11 protein-coding genes and 2 rRNA genes are annotated in these 14813 nt (G+C 72.6%); 8 read left to right on the forward strand and 5 right to left on the reverse strand.

What is annotated here, in order from left to right; genetic code table 11:
- Both ACFRAC_RS00005 and rrf read left to right on the forward strand, forming a co-directional pair.
- Positions 1-73, forward strand: a 23S ribosomal RNA gene (locus tag ACFRAC_RS00005); the annotation flags it as partial.
- A gap of 88 nt (positions 74-161) precedes the next feature.
- Positions 162-278: ribosomal RNA gene (rrf, locus tag ACFRAC_RS00010) — 5S ribosomal RNA — on the forward strand.
- Positions 279-387: 109 nt separating this feature from the next.
- Here rrf and ACFRAC_RS00015 read toward each other — a convergent pair.
- Genes ACFRAC_RS00015 through ACFRAC_RS00035 form a run of 5 tightly spaced genes read right to left on the reverse strand, consistent with a single transcriptional unit; the run spans position 388 to position 6004 of the window.
- Entirely contained in the window at positions 388-1698 is a 1311-nt protein-coding gene (locus ACFRAC_RS00015) for a DUF58 domain-containing protein (RefSeq protein WP_382918995.1), read from the reverse strand.
- Complete coding sequence (locus tag ACFRAC_RS00020) at positions 1698-2687, reverse strand: AAA family ATPase (protein ID WP_382918996.1); 990 nt, start codon at positions 2685-2687, stop codon at positions 1698-1700. The genes ACFRAC_RS00015 and ACFRAC_RS00020 overlap by 1 nt, the downstream gene beginning before the upstream one ends.
- Positions 2687-3898 (reverse strand): DUF4350 domain-containing protein, encoded by a 1212-nt coding sequence (locus tag ACFRAC_RS00025; protein WP_382918997.1) that lies wholly within the window; start codon positions 3896-3898, stop codon positions 2687-2689. Before ACFRAC_RS00025 ends, ACFRAC_RS00020 begins: the two co-directional genes overlap by 1 nt.
- A complete protein-coding gene (locus ACFRAC_RS00030) occupies positions 3895-4671 on the reverse strand; it encodes a DUF4129 domain-containing protein (protein WP_382918998.1) in 777 nt (258 codons plus the stop codon). The genes ACFRAC_RS00025 and ACFRAC_RS00030 overlap by 4 nt, the downstream gene beginning before the upstream one ends.
- 4 nt (positions 4672-4675) lie before the next feature.
- On the reverse strand, positions 4676-6004 hold the full coding sequence (locus tag ACFRAC_RS00035; RefSeq protein ID WP_382919000.1) for a glycerophosphoryl diester phosphodiesterase membrane domain-containing protein: 1329 nt from the start codon (positions 6002-6004) through the stop codon (positions 4676-4678).
- A gap of 140 nt (positions 6005-6144) precedes the next feature.
- Between ACFRAC_RS00035 and mtnA the strand changes: the two genes are divergently transcribed.
- From mtnA to ACFRAC_RS00065, 6 genes are all read left to right on the forward strand, one after another.
- Entirely contained in the window at positions 6145-7296 is a 1152-nt protein-coding gene (mtnA, locus tag ACFRAC_RS00040) for an S-methyl-5-thioribose-1-phosphate isomerase (RefSeq protein ID WP_382919002.1), read from the forward strand.
- A 490-nt stretch (positions 7297-7786) separates the two neighbouring features.
- Positions 7787-8593 (forward strand): hypothetical protein, encoded by an 807-nt coding sequence (locus tag ACFRAC_RS00045; RefSeq protein WP_382919004.1) that lies wholly within the window; start codon positions 7787-7789, stop codon positions 8591-8593.
- A 320-nt stretch (positions 8594-8913) separates the two neighbouring features.
- On the forward strand, positions 8914-9603 hold the full coding sequence (mtrA, locus tag ACFRAC_RS00050) for a two-component system response regulator MtrA (protein WP_382919006.1): 690 nt from the start codon (positions 8914-8916) through the stop codon (positions 9601-9603).
- A gap of 1 nt (position 9604) precedes the next feature.
- Entirely contained in the window at positions 9605-11683 is a 2079-nt protein-coding gene (mtrB, locus tag ACFRAC_RS00055) for an MtrAB system histidine kinase MtrB (RefSeq protein ID WP_382919008.1), read from the forward strand.
- On the forward strand, positions 11673-13511 hold the full coding sequence (locus tag ACFRAC_RS00060) for an LpqB family beta-propeller domain-containing protein (RefSeq protein ID WP_382919009.1): 1839 nt from the start codon (positions 11673-11675) through the stop codon (positions 13509-13511). Before mtrB ends, ACFRAC_RS00060 begins: the two co-directional genes overlap by 11 nt.
- 304 nt (positions 13512-13815) lie before the next feature.
- Complete coding sequence (locus ACFRAC_RS00065; protein ID WP_382919011.1) at positions 13816-14802, forward strand: ComF family protein; 987 nt, start codon at positions 13816-13818, stop codon at positions 14800-14802.
- The last annotated feature ends 11 nt before the right edge of the window (positions 14803-14813 follow it).

The raw sequence follows: 14813 nt of genomic DNA on the forward strand, positions 1-14813 counted from the left end.
GTTGATAGGCCGGATCTGGAAGCACGGTAACGTGTGGAGGTGACCGGTACTAATAGGCCGAGGGCTTGTCCTCAGTTGCTCGCGTCCACTGTGTTGGTTCTGAAACCACGAACAACCCCATGCCTGGTCACGGTGTGGTGCGGTTGAGAGTTTCATAGTGTTTCGGTGGTCATAGCGTGAGGGAAACGCCCGGTTACATTCCGAACCCGGAAGCTAAGCCTTACAGCGCCGATGGTACTGCAGGGGGGACCCTGTGGGAGAGTAGGACACCGCCGAACAATTTTTGGGAAAGGGCCCACACCTTATGGTGTGGGCCCTTTCTGCATTTCCGGCTCCGTGTGGGTCAGGCCCTTTTCTGGTGACAGAGAGGGCCTTTTCCTTTTCCGGCTACAGGCGGCCGGCTGTCTTGAGGGCCAGGTAGGCGTCGGCCAGCGCTGGGGCGAGGTCGTCCGGTGCTGCGTCCACGACGGTCACGCCGTGGCGGCGCAGTTGTTCCGCCGTGCGGTGGCGTTCGGTCTGGGCCTGGGCCGCCGATGCGGCCTCGTAGACGGCATCCGTGCGGCCGCGGGCTTTCGCCATGCCCGCGATGTGCGGGTCCGCCACGGAAGCGAGAAGGACCGTGTGGCGCCGGGTCAGTTGAGGAAGGACCGGGAGCAGGCCCTCCTCGATGGGGGCCGCGTCGAGTGCCGTGAGCAGGACGATCAGGGAGTGGCGGGGAGCCGTACGCAGGGCGGTGGACGTGAGTCCGCGGGCGTCGGTCTCGAGCAGTTCGGGTTCCACCGTGGCCATCGCGTTGACCAGGGAGGGGAGGACGTCTCGGGCCGTGCGGCCCTGCACGAGGGCGCGGACCCGGCGGTCGTAGGCGAGGAGGTCGACGCGGTCCCCGGCCCGGGAGGCCAGGGCGGCCAGTAGGAGAGCGGCGTCCATGGAGGCGTCGAGCCGCGGGGCGTCACCGACGCGGCCCGCCGACGTGCGGCCGGTGTCCAGGACGAGAAGGATGTGGCGGTCGCGCTCGGGGCGCCAGGTGCGTACCGCGACCGCGGAGTGCCGGGCGGTGGCCCGCCAGTCGATGGAGCGGGTGTCGTCGCCGGGGACGTACTCGCGCAGGCTGTCGAACTCGGTGCCCTCGCCGCGGGTGATCAGACTGGTGCGGCCGTCGAGTTCGCGGAGGCGGGCCAGCTTGGAGGGCAGGTGCTTGCGGCTCGTGAAGGGCGGCAGCACCCGGACGGTCCAGGGGACCTTGTGGGTGCCCTGGCGGGCGAACAGGCCGAGGGGGCCGTAGGAGCGGATCGTGACGCGGTCGGCCTGGCGGTCGCCTCGGCGGGTGGGGCGGAGGCGGGTGGTCAGGCGCCGGCGTTCCCCCGCGGGGATCTTCACCTGGTGGCGGGAGGACGTGACCTCGGTGCCGGGCTGCCAGCTGCTCGGTGGCCAGGCGTCGCGGAGGTGGGCGCGCAGCGGGCGGTTCGACGGGTTGGTGACCGTCAGGGTGACGTCGGCCGTGTTGCCCAGGCGTACGGAGGTGTCGCCCGAGCGGGTCAGGCGCAGGCGCCGTACGGGGGCCGCGAGGGCGAAGTCGCAGACGCAGGCGGCTGCCAGGGGCGCGTTGACGGCGAGGATGCCCGTCCAGCCGGGGTCCCAGATGCCGACGGGGAGGGAGCCTAGGGCCGCGAGGAGTGCGGCGCGTCCGGTGAAGGCCATCAACGCGGGACGGGGGCGTGGGCGAGGATCGCGTTGATGACGGAGTCGGCGGTCACGCCCTCCATCTCGGCCTCGGGGCGGAGTTGGACGCGGTGGCGCAGGGTCGGCAGGGCCAGGGCCTTGACGTCGTCGGGGATGACGTAGTCGCGGCCGGTGAGCCAGGCCCAGGCGCGCGCGGTCGCGAGGAGGGCGGTGGCGCCGCGCGGGGAGACGCCGAGGGCCAGGGAGGGCGATTCGCGGGTGGCGCGGCAGATGTCGACGACGTAGGCCGTGATCTCGGGGGAGATGGCGGTCTTGGCGACGGCCGCGCGGGCGGCTTCGAGGTCGGCGGGGCCCGCTACGGGGCGTACGCCGGCCGCGTGCAGGTCGCGCGGGTCGAAGCCCTCGGCGTGGCGGGTGAGGACGTCGATCTCGTCCTGGCGGGACGGCAGCGGGATCGTCAGCTTGAGGAGGAAACGGTCGAGCTGGGCTTCGGGGAGGGGATAGGTGCCCTCGTACTCGACGGGGTTCTGCGTCGCGGCGACGAGGAACGGCTCCGGGAGGGGGCGGGGGGTGCCGTCGACGGTGACCTGCCGTTCCTCCATGGCCTCCAGGAGGGAGGACTGGGTCTTGGGCGGGGTGCGGTTGATCTCGTCGGCGAGCAGGAGGTTGGTGAAGACCGGGCCGGGCTGGAAGGAGAACTCGGCGGTGCGGGTGTCGTAGACGAGGGAGCCCGTGACGTCGCTCGGCATGAGGTCCGGGGTGAACTGCACGCGCTTGGTGTCGAGTTCGAGGGCGGACGCGAGGGTGCGCACGAGCAGGGTCTTGGCGACCCCGGGGACGCCTTCGAGGAGGACGTGTCCGCGGCACAGGAGGGCGACGACGAGGCCGGTCACGGCGGGGTCCTGGCCGACCACGGCTTTGGCGATCTCGGCGCGCAGGGCCTCCAGGGAGGCTCGGGCGGTGCCCTGGTCCCCGGTCTTCCCGGCGTTGTCAGTGGTCGGGTCCATCATGGACGGCGTACCTCTCTTTCGAGGGCGTCGAGTTGGTCGGCGAGGGAGACGAGTGCCGCGTCGTCGCCGGGCGGCGGGCCGAAGAGGAGAGTGTGCAGGGTCTGACCGTCCCCGCCGTGGTGGTGGAGGTGGGCGGACAGCGCGGGGAGCAGTGCCTCGGGCGTGTGCGCCTGGGTGAGGGGGACACCTACGAGGGGGGCGAGGCGGATGCGTGTGGTGGAGCGAAGAGCGGTGGCCGCGCGGTCGCGGGCGTTCGCCTTCCGGTAGAGGCGGGCCCGGCCTTCGACGGTCTCGGAGGCGCGGATCGCCACGGGGAGTTTCTCGGGGACCAGGGGGCCGAGCCGGCGTGCCCGCCACAGGGCGGCCACAGCGGCGGCGACGAAGAGCTGCAGTGTGCCCCAGAACCAGCCCGAGGGGAGCAGGTCGAAGAAGCTGCGCCGGTCGTCCGTGCCGGCGGCCGAGGCGTCGGAGAGCGTGGGGAGGTACCAGACCAGATGGGGGCGGGAGCCGAGGAGTTGCAGGGCGAGCGAGGCGTTGCCCTGCTCGTCGAGGCGGTCGTTGAGGAGGATGTCGGGTGCGCCGATGACGACGGTGTCACCGGTGCCGTCGCCGCCGCTCTCCGGGATGCGCAGGAGGGTGGCCAGGCGGTTGCTGGGGTAGCACTCGTCGGCCGCGAGGTGGGTGGTGGTGTAGCGGATGCCGCCGATCTCGGCGGTGCCGGCCCGGCGTGCGGCGGGCAGGGCGCAGTCGGGGGAGAGCGCCGCGTCGAGGCTGTTCGCGGGGTCCGCGGTGACGCCGGGGGCGAGCCGTTCGACCGACGGGCTGCCGGGCGCGACGAGGATCGTGCGGCCTCCGGCGCCGGCGGTCGCCGTGCGCAGTGCCCTCTGCTGCCTGTGGGTGAGCAGGTCGGGCGCGGCGACGAGGAGGGTGGTGTCGGTGTCGGCGGCGGCGCGGGCCCCGTCCAGGGTGGTGACGACGGTCGTGTCCACCCCGCGGTCGGCGAGGAGTTCGGCGACGGCTCTGCTGCCCTGGCGGTCGGCGGAGCGGGGGTCGAGGGTGCCGTGCCGGGCGTCGGAGCGGATCGTGGCGATCGCGACGGCCGCCGCCAGCAGGAGGACGACGGCGAGGGCGATGCCTCGCGTACGGGTCCACACATGGCGGGCGGTGGGCGAGGCCGAGGTGGACGGGTGCGTGGCCTCGGTCGTCATCCGGCGGCTCCCTGGCGGTCTTGGGCTGCCGTGCCGGGGGCCTGGGCGGCGAGTTGCGGCTTGGTGCTCTCCAGGTCGCGGTCGAGGGCCGCGAGGTTCTCGTACGTCTGCCGGTTCGCGGCCCGTCCGCCGTACGTGACGTCGTCGAAGGCGCGGGCGGCGGCCCGCAGCCGGTCGGTGTGGGCGGGCAGGGAGCGGCCGGCGTCGGCGGCGGCCTCGTCCGCGGTGCGGCCGGGGCGGACGTCGAGGAGCGCGCGTTCCTCCAGGGCGCGGACGATGGCGCGCATGCGCTCCTGGACGGCTCGGTTCCAGTGGCCCTGGGCGGCGTGGGCCTCGGCGGCGGAGCGGTGGTCGGCGGCGCTGCGGGGGCGGTCGTCGAACAGGGCGGCGGACGAGATCGGTTCGCGGCGCGGGGTGCCCAGGCGCCACCACAGGAGGCCGATCACGGCGAGGACGACGAGGATGACGACGACCAGGCCGAGTGGGCCGCCGGGGGTCACCGCCGAGGCGCTGTCGAACAGGTCCTCGACCCAGGCCCAGAAGGCGTCCAGCGCGCGCTGGAACCAGCTGGGGTCGTCCTCGTGGTACATGCTCTTGGACAGCTCGCGCCGGGCCGCCTCCCGCGCGGGGTCGCGCGGCGTCGTCAGCGGCGGCGTGTCGTCCGAGGCCGCCGCCGACGCGCGTACGGCGGTGTCACCGGCGCGCAGGAAGGCGCGTGCGGCTGCCCCTGGCAGCCCCGGTACCGCTGTGAGAACTCCCCCCGACGGACTCACCGATTCAGCTCCCCGGAGTGCCGGTGCCGGGGGCCTGGACGCCGGCCGCGCGGGCCAGTTCGAGGTCGAGTGCCTCGCGGCGGATGCGCTGGTCGATGTAGAGCAGCACGGTCACACCGGCCGTGATGGGCAGGGTGATCATGGAGCCGATCACCGAGCCCACACCGCTGACGATGAGGAACGTCCAGCCGAAGTCGGTGGTCCCGTCGAGGACACTGGCGGCGCCCTCACCGCTGACCGCGCCGGCCAGGAACGTGAACGGGATGACGACGATCGCCGCGACGACGTTCGCGATGATCATGGCGAGGAACTGGATACCGAACACCCGCCACCAGGAACCCTTGACCAGCTTCGCGGAGCGACTCAGCGCCTTCCTGATGCCCTGCTTCTCCAGCATCAGCGCGGGGGAGGCGAGGGAGAAGCGGAACCACAGCCACAGCGCGACGACGGACGCGGCGATCGCTCCCAGGGCGCCCAGGGCGATCCCCGCTTCGCCGGCGCCCGAGGCGGCCAGGACGATGCCCGGGACGACGCCCGCGAGGGCCACGCCCCCGGTCATGAGGAGCAGCACGAACAGCAGGCCGAAGAGGCGCGGCACCTGCGGACGGGCGTCGCGCCACGCCTCGCCGGTGCCGACCGGCTTGCCGAGCACGGCGCGGCTGGTGACGGTCGTCAGCAGGGCGGTGGCGATCACGGTGCCGATCGCCGAGATCAAGAGGATCACGCCGGAGTTGAGCATGGAGTCGCCCATGGCGCGGGTGAGCTCGCCGAGGGTGGCGCTCGGGTCGTTGAGGGCGTCGGTTCTCACACGGTCGTCCAGGAGGAAGCCCTGGACGAGGATGACGAGGATCTCCGTCACGACGGCGACGGTGAGGGAGATGCCGAGGACCGTGCGCCAGTGCGTGCGCATGGTGGAGACGGCGCCGTCGAGGATCTCCCCGACGCCCAGGGGGCGCAGGGGGATCACGCCGGGCTTGGCGGCCGGCGGAGGTCCGCCCCAGCCACCGCCCCAGCCGCCGTATCCGCCGGGAGGTCCGTAGCCCTGGGGGGCGCCGCCCCAGCCGCCGGGCGCGCCGGCCGGGGGCCTGGCGCCCCAGCCCGGGCCGGGCGGCTGGGGCGGCGCCTGGCCGGGGGCCTGGGTGCCCGTGGGGGCGGACCACTGGCCCGCCGGCGGCTGCTCCTTGGACCACTTCGGACCGGGGGCCTGCTCGTCCGCCGGTGGCTGCTGCGTGGAGTCGGCGCTGTCCGCGGGCTCGGCAGGACCGGACGCACCGGGCTCCTGCCCGTCGGACGGGGCGGATCCGGGCGAAGCCCAGCCCGGAGTGTCTTTCATCGTCGCTCCTTCACGGTGCGCGTCCGCGGTCGCGGCGGCAGTTCGGCAGCCATCGTGCCATGGGGCCATCGGGGAGGTACCCGCCGAGGTATGGCCTGCTTCCCTTCAATTGTCCGCCGAATGCGGGGCAGACTGACGGCATGGCTGATCAGTACGCGCATTGTGGCGAGGACGACAGGCCGGCCGAGATACCGGCGATCCGGTGGGACGAGCCACCGGAGGGGCCGGTTCTGGTCCTTCTGGACCAGACGAAACTGCCCGCGGAGGAGGTCGAGCTGGTGTGCACGGACGCTTCCGTGCTGGTGGAGGCGATCCGTTCGCTGGCCGTGCGCGGGGCGCCGCTGCTCGGGATCGCCGGGGCGTACGGGGTCGCGCTCGCCGCCGCGCGCGGGTTCGACGTGGACGCCGCGGCCGACGAGCTGGCGGCTGTCCGTCCGACCGCGGTGAACCTCGCGCTCGGGGTGCGCAGGGCGCAGGACGCCTACCGTGCCGAGCTCGCCGCGAGCGGGGACGCCGAGCGGGCGGCGTCAGCAGCCCTCGCGGCGGCGCGTGCGCTGCACGCGGAGGACGCCGAGGCGAGCGGCAGGATGGCGGAGCGGGGACTGGCCCTGCTGGACGAGCTGCTGCCCGCCGGCGGGCACCGCATCCTCACGCACTGCAACACCGGGGCGCTGGTGTCGGGCGGTGAGGGCACCGCGTTCGCGGTGGCGCTCGCGGCACACCGGGCGGGGCGGGTGAGGCGGCTGTGGGTGGACGAGACGCGGCCCCTGCTGCAGGGGGCGCGGCTGACGGCGTACGAGGCGGCGCGCACCGGCATGGCGTACACGCTGCTCGCGGACAACGCGGCGGGTTCGCTGTTCGCGGCCGGTGAGGTGGACGCGGTGCTGATCGGGGCGGACCGGATCGCGGCCGACGGTTCGGTGGCGAACAAGGTCGGGAGCTATCCACTCGCGGTGCTGGCGCGCTACCACCATGTGCCGTTCATCGTGGTGGCGCCGCTGACGACCGTTGATCCGGCGACGCCGGACGGGGCGTCCATCGAGGTGGAGCAGCGTCCTGGCTTCGAGGTGACGGAGTTCGCCGTGCCACAGGCGCCCGGCGTGGGCGGGAGTCCGGGCAGCGGGATCCCGGTGGCGCCGCTGGGCACGCAGGCGTACAACCCGGCGTTCGACGTGACGCCGCCCGAGCTGATCACGGCGATCGTGACGGAGGAGGGCACCGCGTCTCCTGTGACGGCCGAGGCGCTGGCCCAGCTGCGCGCGAGGGCGGGGTCGACAGCGCGAACGGCATGATCCGGCCGTGGCGGCAGGGTGGGCGGAGGGGGTCAAGCCCCCTCCATGGGTCTCGCATTACGTTGTGGACGAGGGCAGACAGTGCGGATGACCTACGACTGAGGTGAACTGTCCCACCCCTGCCTTCGCCACCGTCATGAGAATGGGATGCTCCCGCCCTGATCAACGGAGACGGCCCCTCTGCCTGCGGCGACGCGCGAGGGAGAGGGGCCGTGACATCCAACAACCCCTCCAGGCCACTGATTCCCAGGCCTAGGAGCGGTCGCAGCCTTCAGCATGCGCTGCGTCATGCTCCAGGCGCATGCTGGATGAGCGGCGACGGACCTGGCTGAGGGGGCAAGGGTTCCGCGACACCGCCTGGGTGGGAGCCGCGATACATGAAGGTCCTGGTGACCTGGGGCGCTGGCGCCGAGCGCGCGCCCGCAGACCTCGCGCCCGAGTATCGCCCGAAGCCCGGGCACGCCTCGATCGTGACCACGAGGAGCGCGCGATGTCGGATCAGTTGAACGTCGCACTTTCCGGACAGGCCCCCACGGCGCTTGCCGAGGACGTCTCTCTCGCGACTCCGCTGACGGCACCCCGCATCGCCGGTCGCGACGCCGCTTCGGCAGCTCTCCGTACGTACCACCAGGCGCTCGCCGCGCCCGAAGCAACAGTCCGGCTCAAGGGAGACGAGCTGGAGGGGGTCGTGTACAGCGCGAGCCCCGGCGGACGAGAGACAGAGATCGCCGCGCTCGCCCGGCACGACGCAGCGGGCCTGATCGCCACCGTCGACGTCTACGGTCGGCCGTGGCCATTCATGGCCGCTCTGCGCGACGTGATCGCGAAGACGGATCCCGCTCTGGCGGACCCGAGCCTCGGATCCGGACCGTACACCCCGGAGGGGCCGACACCGGTCTGGGTCGACCACCCGGCCGTCCCGCCGCTGGCGCAGGACGTCACCCTGTACTCCCCGATCCTGCGCGAAGAGCCGACGGGGAAGGCTGTCGTCGGGCCCGTCCTCGAAGCAGCGGCGCAAAGCTTCAGCGACCTCAAGGTACGTGCCGTCCTCGACATCGTGGGCCAGCCGGGATTCGCGGTGGTGATCGACGAATACGTGGACGGCGGTCACGTTCAGCAACTGGTCGAAGCCTTTACGCTCAACGACGCGGGCGAGGTCGGGGGGATCCGAATCTTCACCCGCCCGTGGCTCGTGACCGCCCACTTCCGGAAGAGCATGTACGCCCTGCTGAAGGACACTCTCGGCCCCGAATTCTGGGAGGCGCCCGAGTCGGAGGATGCCTTCCTGACACCCTGACACCCTGACATGAGGGCCGGACCCTGCCGGAACGGCTGATCAAGCGCCGCCGTTCCGGCGGGGACGGGTGGTCCCTACTGCGGCCCGCAGGATTCGGGGGCCGGAAGATGCGCGTACATCGTGGCGAGTGTGGTGGGGCCGTCCCGTCCGCCGTCGGCCCAGGCGTGACACCTGTGAGTGCTCTCTCGGCCACCTGAGCTGACATCCCTGGGTGACATCAACGGCGGCGGACGAGGGCAGACAGTGACAGCCCAGTACGACTAAGGTCACTGGCCGGTGACCTACCTCACCTGAGTCTTCGCCACCGTTATGAGAATGGGATGATGTCGTTTATGAAGGGACGAGTCCTTGTCGTCGACGACGACACCGCACTGGCCGAGATGCTCGGCATTGTGCTGCGTGGTGAAGGTTTTGAGCCGTCTTTCGTAGCCGACGGCGACAAGGCGCTGGCCGCATTTCGCGAGACCAAGCCCGATCTGGTGCTGCTCGATCTGATGCTGCCCGGCCGGGACGGCATCGAGGTGTGCCGCCTGATCCGTGCGGAGTCCGGCGTGCCGATCGTCATGCTGACGGCGAAGAGCGACACGGTCGACGTCGTCGTCGGCCTGGAGTCCGGCGCCGACGACTACATCGTGAAGCCGTTCAAGCCGAAGGAGCTCGTGGCCCGCATCCGGGCGCGACTGCGGAGGTCGGAGGAGCCGGCGCCGGAGCAGCTCTCCATCGGCGACCTGGTCATCGACGTGGCGGGGCACTCCGTGAAGCGGGACGGGCAGTCCATCGCGCTGACGCCTCTGGAGTTCGACCTGCTGGTCGCGCTGGCCCGCAAGCCGTGGCAGGTGTTCACGCGCGAGGTGCTCCTCGAGCAGGTCTGGGGCTACCGGCACGCGGCCGACACCCGGCTCGTCAACGTCCACGTCCAGCGACTGCGTTCCAAGGTCGAGAAGGACCCCGAGCGCCCTGAGATCGTCGTGACCGTCCGCGGAGTCGGATACAAGGCAGGGCCGAGCTGACATGTCCCAGGACAGTGCCGCTACGGCCCCCGGTCGGACCGGGACCCGTCGGGAGCGGCCTGTCGGCCGGAAGACGGCGGGTTCCCGCTGGGGGCGGTTTCTGGAAGGCGGGCTGCTGCAAGGAGGGGTCCAGGGCAGCCCGGTCCTCCGGCTGCTTCTGCGCTGGGTGCGCCGGCCGTTGCTGCCGGTCATGCGGCTGTGGCGGCGCAACATCCAGCTCAGGGTCGTCGTCTCGACCCTGGTGATGTCGCTGGGCGTCGTCCTGCTGCTCGGCTTCGTCGTCATCGGGCAGGTCCGCAACGGCCTGCTCGACGCGAAGGTGAAGGCGTCGCAGAGCCAGGCGACCGGCGGGTTCGCGGCGGCCAAGCAGCGGGCGGACGAGTCCGCGGCGGGTTCCGCCGACGACGGGGCCGCGGCGGACGAGCGGTCCCGGCAGAACGTCATCCAGTGGATGAGCGACACCGTCTCGTCGCTGTCCAGCGGCGGCCAGGGCGCCTTCGAGGTCGTGACGCTTCCCGCCTCCGCGGGCAGTGAGACCGGGGGGCGCGGCCGGCGTGCCTCCGGCGGGGTCGACCCGACCGCGAGCGTGCCCGAGGGGCTGCGGGAGCGGATCGACGGCGCCACCGGCGTCTTCCAGAGCTACACCCGGATCGTCTACCAGCCGAGCGCCCACAAGGAGTCCCAGCCGGGCCTGGTGATCGGCAAGCAGGTCAGCGACCCCAACGGGGACCTGTACCAGCTCTACTACCTCTTCCCGCTCACGCAGGAGGAGAAGTCGCTCAGCCTGGTCAAGGGGACGCTGGCGACCGCCGGGCTCTTCGTCGTCGTCCTCCTCGGCGCCATCGCCTGGCTCGTGGTGCGCCAGGTCGTCACCCCCGTACGCATGGCGGCGGGGATCGCCGAGCGGCTGTCGGCCGGGCGGCTCCAGGAACGGATGAAGGTCACCGGCGAGGACGACATCGCCCGCCTGGGTGAGGCCTTCAACAAGATGGCGCAGAACCTCCAGGTGAAGATCCAGCAGCTGGAGGACCTGTCGCGGATGCAGCGGCGGTTCGTCTCCGACGTGTCGCACGAGCTGCGCACGCCGCTGACGACCGTCCGGATGGCCGCCGACGTCATCCACGAGGCGCGTGAGGACTTCGATCCGGTGACCGCGCGGTCGGCGGAGCTGCTGGCGGACCAGCTGGACCGGTTCGAGTCGCTGCTCGCCGACCTGCTGGAGATCAGCCGCTTCGACGCCGGTGCCGCCGCGCTGGAGGCCGAGCCGATCGACCTGCGGGAGGTCGTGCGGCGCGTCGTCGGCGGCGCGGAGCCGCTCGCCGAGCGCAAGGGCACCCTGATACGGGTGGTCGGTGACCAGCAGCCCGTCGTCGCCGAGGCGGACGCCCGCCGGGTGGAGCGCGTGCTGCGCAACCTGGTGGTCAACGCCGTCGAGCACGGCGAGGGCCAGGACGTCGTGGTCAAGCTGGCGGCGGCCGGCGGAGCGGTCGCGGTAGCGGTGCGCGACTACGGCGTCGGACTCAAACCCGGCGAGGCGACCCGTGTGTTCAGCCGTTTCTGGCGGGCCGACCCGGCCCGTGCGCGGACCACGGGCGGTACCGGTCTGGGCCTGTCCATCGCGCTGGAGGACGCGCGGCTGCACGGCGGCTGGCTCCAGGCGTGGGGGGAGCCGGGCGGCGGTTCGCAGTTCCGGCTGACGCTGCCGCGCACGGCCGACGAGCCGCTGCGGGGCTCACCGATACCCCTGGAGCCGAAGGACTCGCGGCGCAACCGCGGTCTGGACGACGCCGGTCTGCCCTCCGGGGGCAAGTCCGCGACGGTACCGGCCCAGCCCCAGGGCGAGCAGGGACCGCTGCGGCCGGTGCGCGACCCGATCGCGCCGCGGCAGAGCGCGGCCCCCAAGGCCGACCCGACGGCGCTGCCCGGCAGCGGGGCCCGCGTGGTGCCCCGGCCCGTGTCGGGCACACGGCGGCTGGAGGACACCATCGGGGAGCAGCCCGGCGAGAGGGACGTGCCGGGCGAGGCGGCCGGGAAGGCCGCGGAGTCGGACAAGCAGGGGGAGACATCTCGTGGGCGCTGACCGCAAGCAGGCTGCCCGGCGGTACGGACCGGGGCGTGCGGTGACCTTCGCGGCCTGCGGCGCCGTCCTGCTGGCCGGATGCGCCTCGATGCCCGACAGCGGTGATCTGCGCGGGGTGGAGTCCACGCCGCGGCAGGACGCGCAGGTGCGGGTGTTCGCCGTGCCGCCGCACGAGGACGCGTCGTACTCCGAGATCGTCACGGGCTTCCTGGAGGCGCTGACCAGCGACGACCCGGACTACGAGATAGCCCGCAAGTACCTCACCCCGCAGGCGTCGGCCAAGTGGCACCCGCTGCGGTCCACGACCGTGCTCGCCGACGGCCCCGGCGCCCAGCCCGACCGGGTGAGCCGCGAGGAGAGGGACAGCCTGTCGTACACGCTGACCGGCACCCGCGTCGCCACGGTGGACGCGGAGCAGTCGTACGCGCCCGCCGACGGCGACTACCGCGAGAGCATGCACCTCACCCGGGACAAGAAGACCCGTCAGTGGCGCATCGACGTGCCGCCGCGCGGGGTCGTCATGGGCCGGTCGGACTTCCAGCGCAACTACCTGTCGGTCGACCGCTACTACTTCGCGACGGGCACCAGCGTCGGGACGTCCCCGCACACGGCGGCCGTCGCCGACCCCGTCTACGTGCGCAGGAACGTCGACCCGGTGACCGAGGCGGTGCGCTCCCTGCTCCGGGGTCCCACGCGCTGGCTCGACCCGGTGGTCCGGTCGAGCTTCCCGACCGGTACGGCGCTGCAGGACGCCTCGGAGTCGCTGACCCCGGACGACCAGAACAAGCTGACGGTGCCGCTGAACGGCAGGGCGGCGCGGGCCGGCGTCGACAAGTGCCGGGAGATGGCCGCCCAGCTGCTGTTCACCCTCCAGAACCTCACCCCCACGATGGACGAGGTCGAACTGCGCGCGGGTGGCCGGCAGCTGTGCCACCTCACCGAGGGGGACGCCGAGGACATCGCCGTGCGGGGCTCGGTGAAGCGCGCCGACTATCTGTACTTCCTCAATGACAAGCACCGGCTGGTACGGCTGGCTGCGGCGACCGACGACACCGAGCCCACTCCGGTGCCGGGCGCCTTCGGCGAGGACGTCCAGGTGGGGTCGGCGGCCGTCTCGCGCGACGAGGACATGGCCGCCGGGGTCGGACTCGACGGCAGGGCCCTGTACGTCGGGGCCCTGGTGTCGGGCGGCCCGCTCGGGGACCCCGAGCTGACCAGCGCGGGTCCGTCCGCCGGGAAGCGGCTGTCGGCGCCCAGCTGGGACGCGCAGGGCGACCTGTGGGTGGCCGACCGCGACCCCGGCAAACCGCGCCTTCTCCTGCTGAAGAAGGGCGTGGACGACCCGGTCGAGGTGAAGACCCCGCCGGGCCTGGAGGGCCGTGTCGAGTCGGTACGTGTGGCCGCCGACGGTGTGCGCGTCGCGCTCATCGTGAAGACGGGGAAGAAGTCCTCCCTGCTCATCGGGCGGATCGAACGCGGCGAGGACGGCGGGACCGGCGACGGCTCCGGTGTGTCGGTGCACGAACTGCGCTCCGCGACGCCCGAGCTGGAGGAGGTCACGGCCATGTCGTGGGCCGGGGACAGCCGGCTCGTCGTGGTCGGCCGCGAGAAGGACGGCGTGCAGACGATGCGGTACGTGCAGGTGGACGGCTCCACCCCGGAAGGGCCCTCTCCCGCGGCCCTCAGCGGCGTCAAGGAGATCACCGCGTCCGAGGACGCGCGGCTGCCGCTGGTCGGGTACTCGGAGGACGGGATCGTACGGCTGCCGTCCGGGACGCAGTGGCAGAAGATCGTCACGGACGGGACGGCGCCGGTCTATCCGGGCTGAGCCGGGCGCGGCCGTCCGGTTTTCGGGCGGGCGCCGGGGCGCGGGGACCGGCGCGGGGGTTTTGTGTTCGGAGCGGTGGCTTTCGCCCGGACGGATTGCGCACGGACCCGTCCGGTTTTCCGCGGGTGGGCCCCGGTTGTTTCCTCCGGCGCGCTCCGGGCCGTTGTTTTTCGGATTCGGTGTGGGGTGACGGAATTCAGCCCCGGTCGACGGGAAACCGGTTCCGGAAGTAGCCCTTGCTTTTTCCACAGGCGGTTATCCACAGGGGTGGCCGGTCCGTGCCTCCGTCGGCACAGTGGAGGCCATGCGGGGGTGGTGGCGGGACCTCACCGATCTGGTGCTGCCGGCCGAGTGCGGGGGCTGTGGGAAGCCCCGTACGGTGCTCTGCCCGGAGTGCCGTGCCGTCCTGACCGGGACCGCACCGAGCCGGGTGCGACCGGTGCCGGAGCCGCGCGGGCTGCCCGTGGTGCACGCGGCGGCCCGGTACACGGACGAGGTGCGGGCCGTGCTGCTGGCCCACAAGGAACGCGGCGCGCTGGCCCTGGCGGCACCGCTCGGAGCGGCGCTGGCGCGGGCCGTGCGGGCGGGGCTTCCCGAGAGCCATGACGCCGACGCCCCAGATGCGTCCGTCTGCGCCGGTGGGGACGACCCCGTGCTGCTCGTGCCCGTCCCGTCCGCGCGGGCGGCGGTGCGGGCGCGGGGACACGATCCCGCCCGGCGGATCGCGCTCGCCGCGGCGGGTGCGCTGCGGCGGACGGGGACACCGGTGCGGGTGGCCGCCGTCCTGCGGCAGGCGCGCGGGGTGGCCGACCAGACGGGGCTCAGCTCCCGGCAGCGGCTGGTCAATCTCGCGGGTGCGCTCTTCGTCGTCCCCGGCGGCGGGCGGCTGCTCGCCGGGGGCGGGACCGTGGTGCTCGTGGACGACCTGATGACGACAGGGGCGTCCCTGGCGGAGGCGGCGCGTGCCCTCCGGGAGGCGGGGGTGGCCGGGCCGGCCGGCGACGACCTGGAAATCCGCGCGGCCGGCGGCCGGTCCGGCCGAACGGAGGAGGGCTCGCGCGCGTATGGAGGAGGGTACGAGAGGGACGGGGAGTGCGGTGACGCGTCGACGGCTGTGTATCACGCGGGAAGTCGGGAAGGCAGAGGGGAAGAGAGTGCTGGATCGACGGAGGGTGCGGTGCGGCGAACACGCGTCATGCCGGGAATCGACGGCCGCGGACGGACCGGTTCTGCGATCCGCGCGGCCGTGGTCGCCGCCGCCCCTGATTCCTTCGAAATAAATCGGAACTGACGGGGAAGTTG

Source organism: Streptomyces sp. NPDC056628 (assembly GCF_042792555.1).
Classification (GTDB): Bacteria; Actinomycetota; Actinomycetes; order Streptomycetales; family Streptomycetaceae; genus Streptomyces.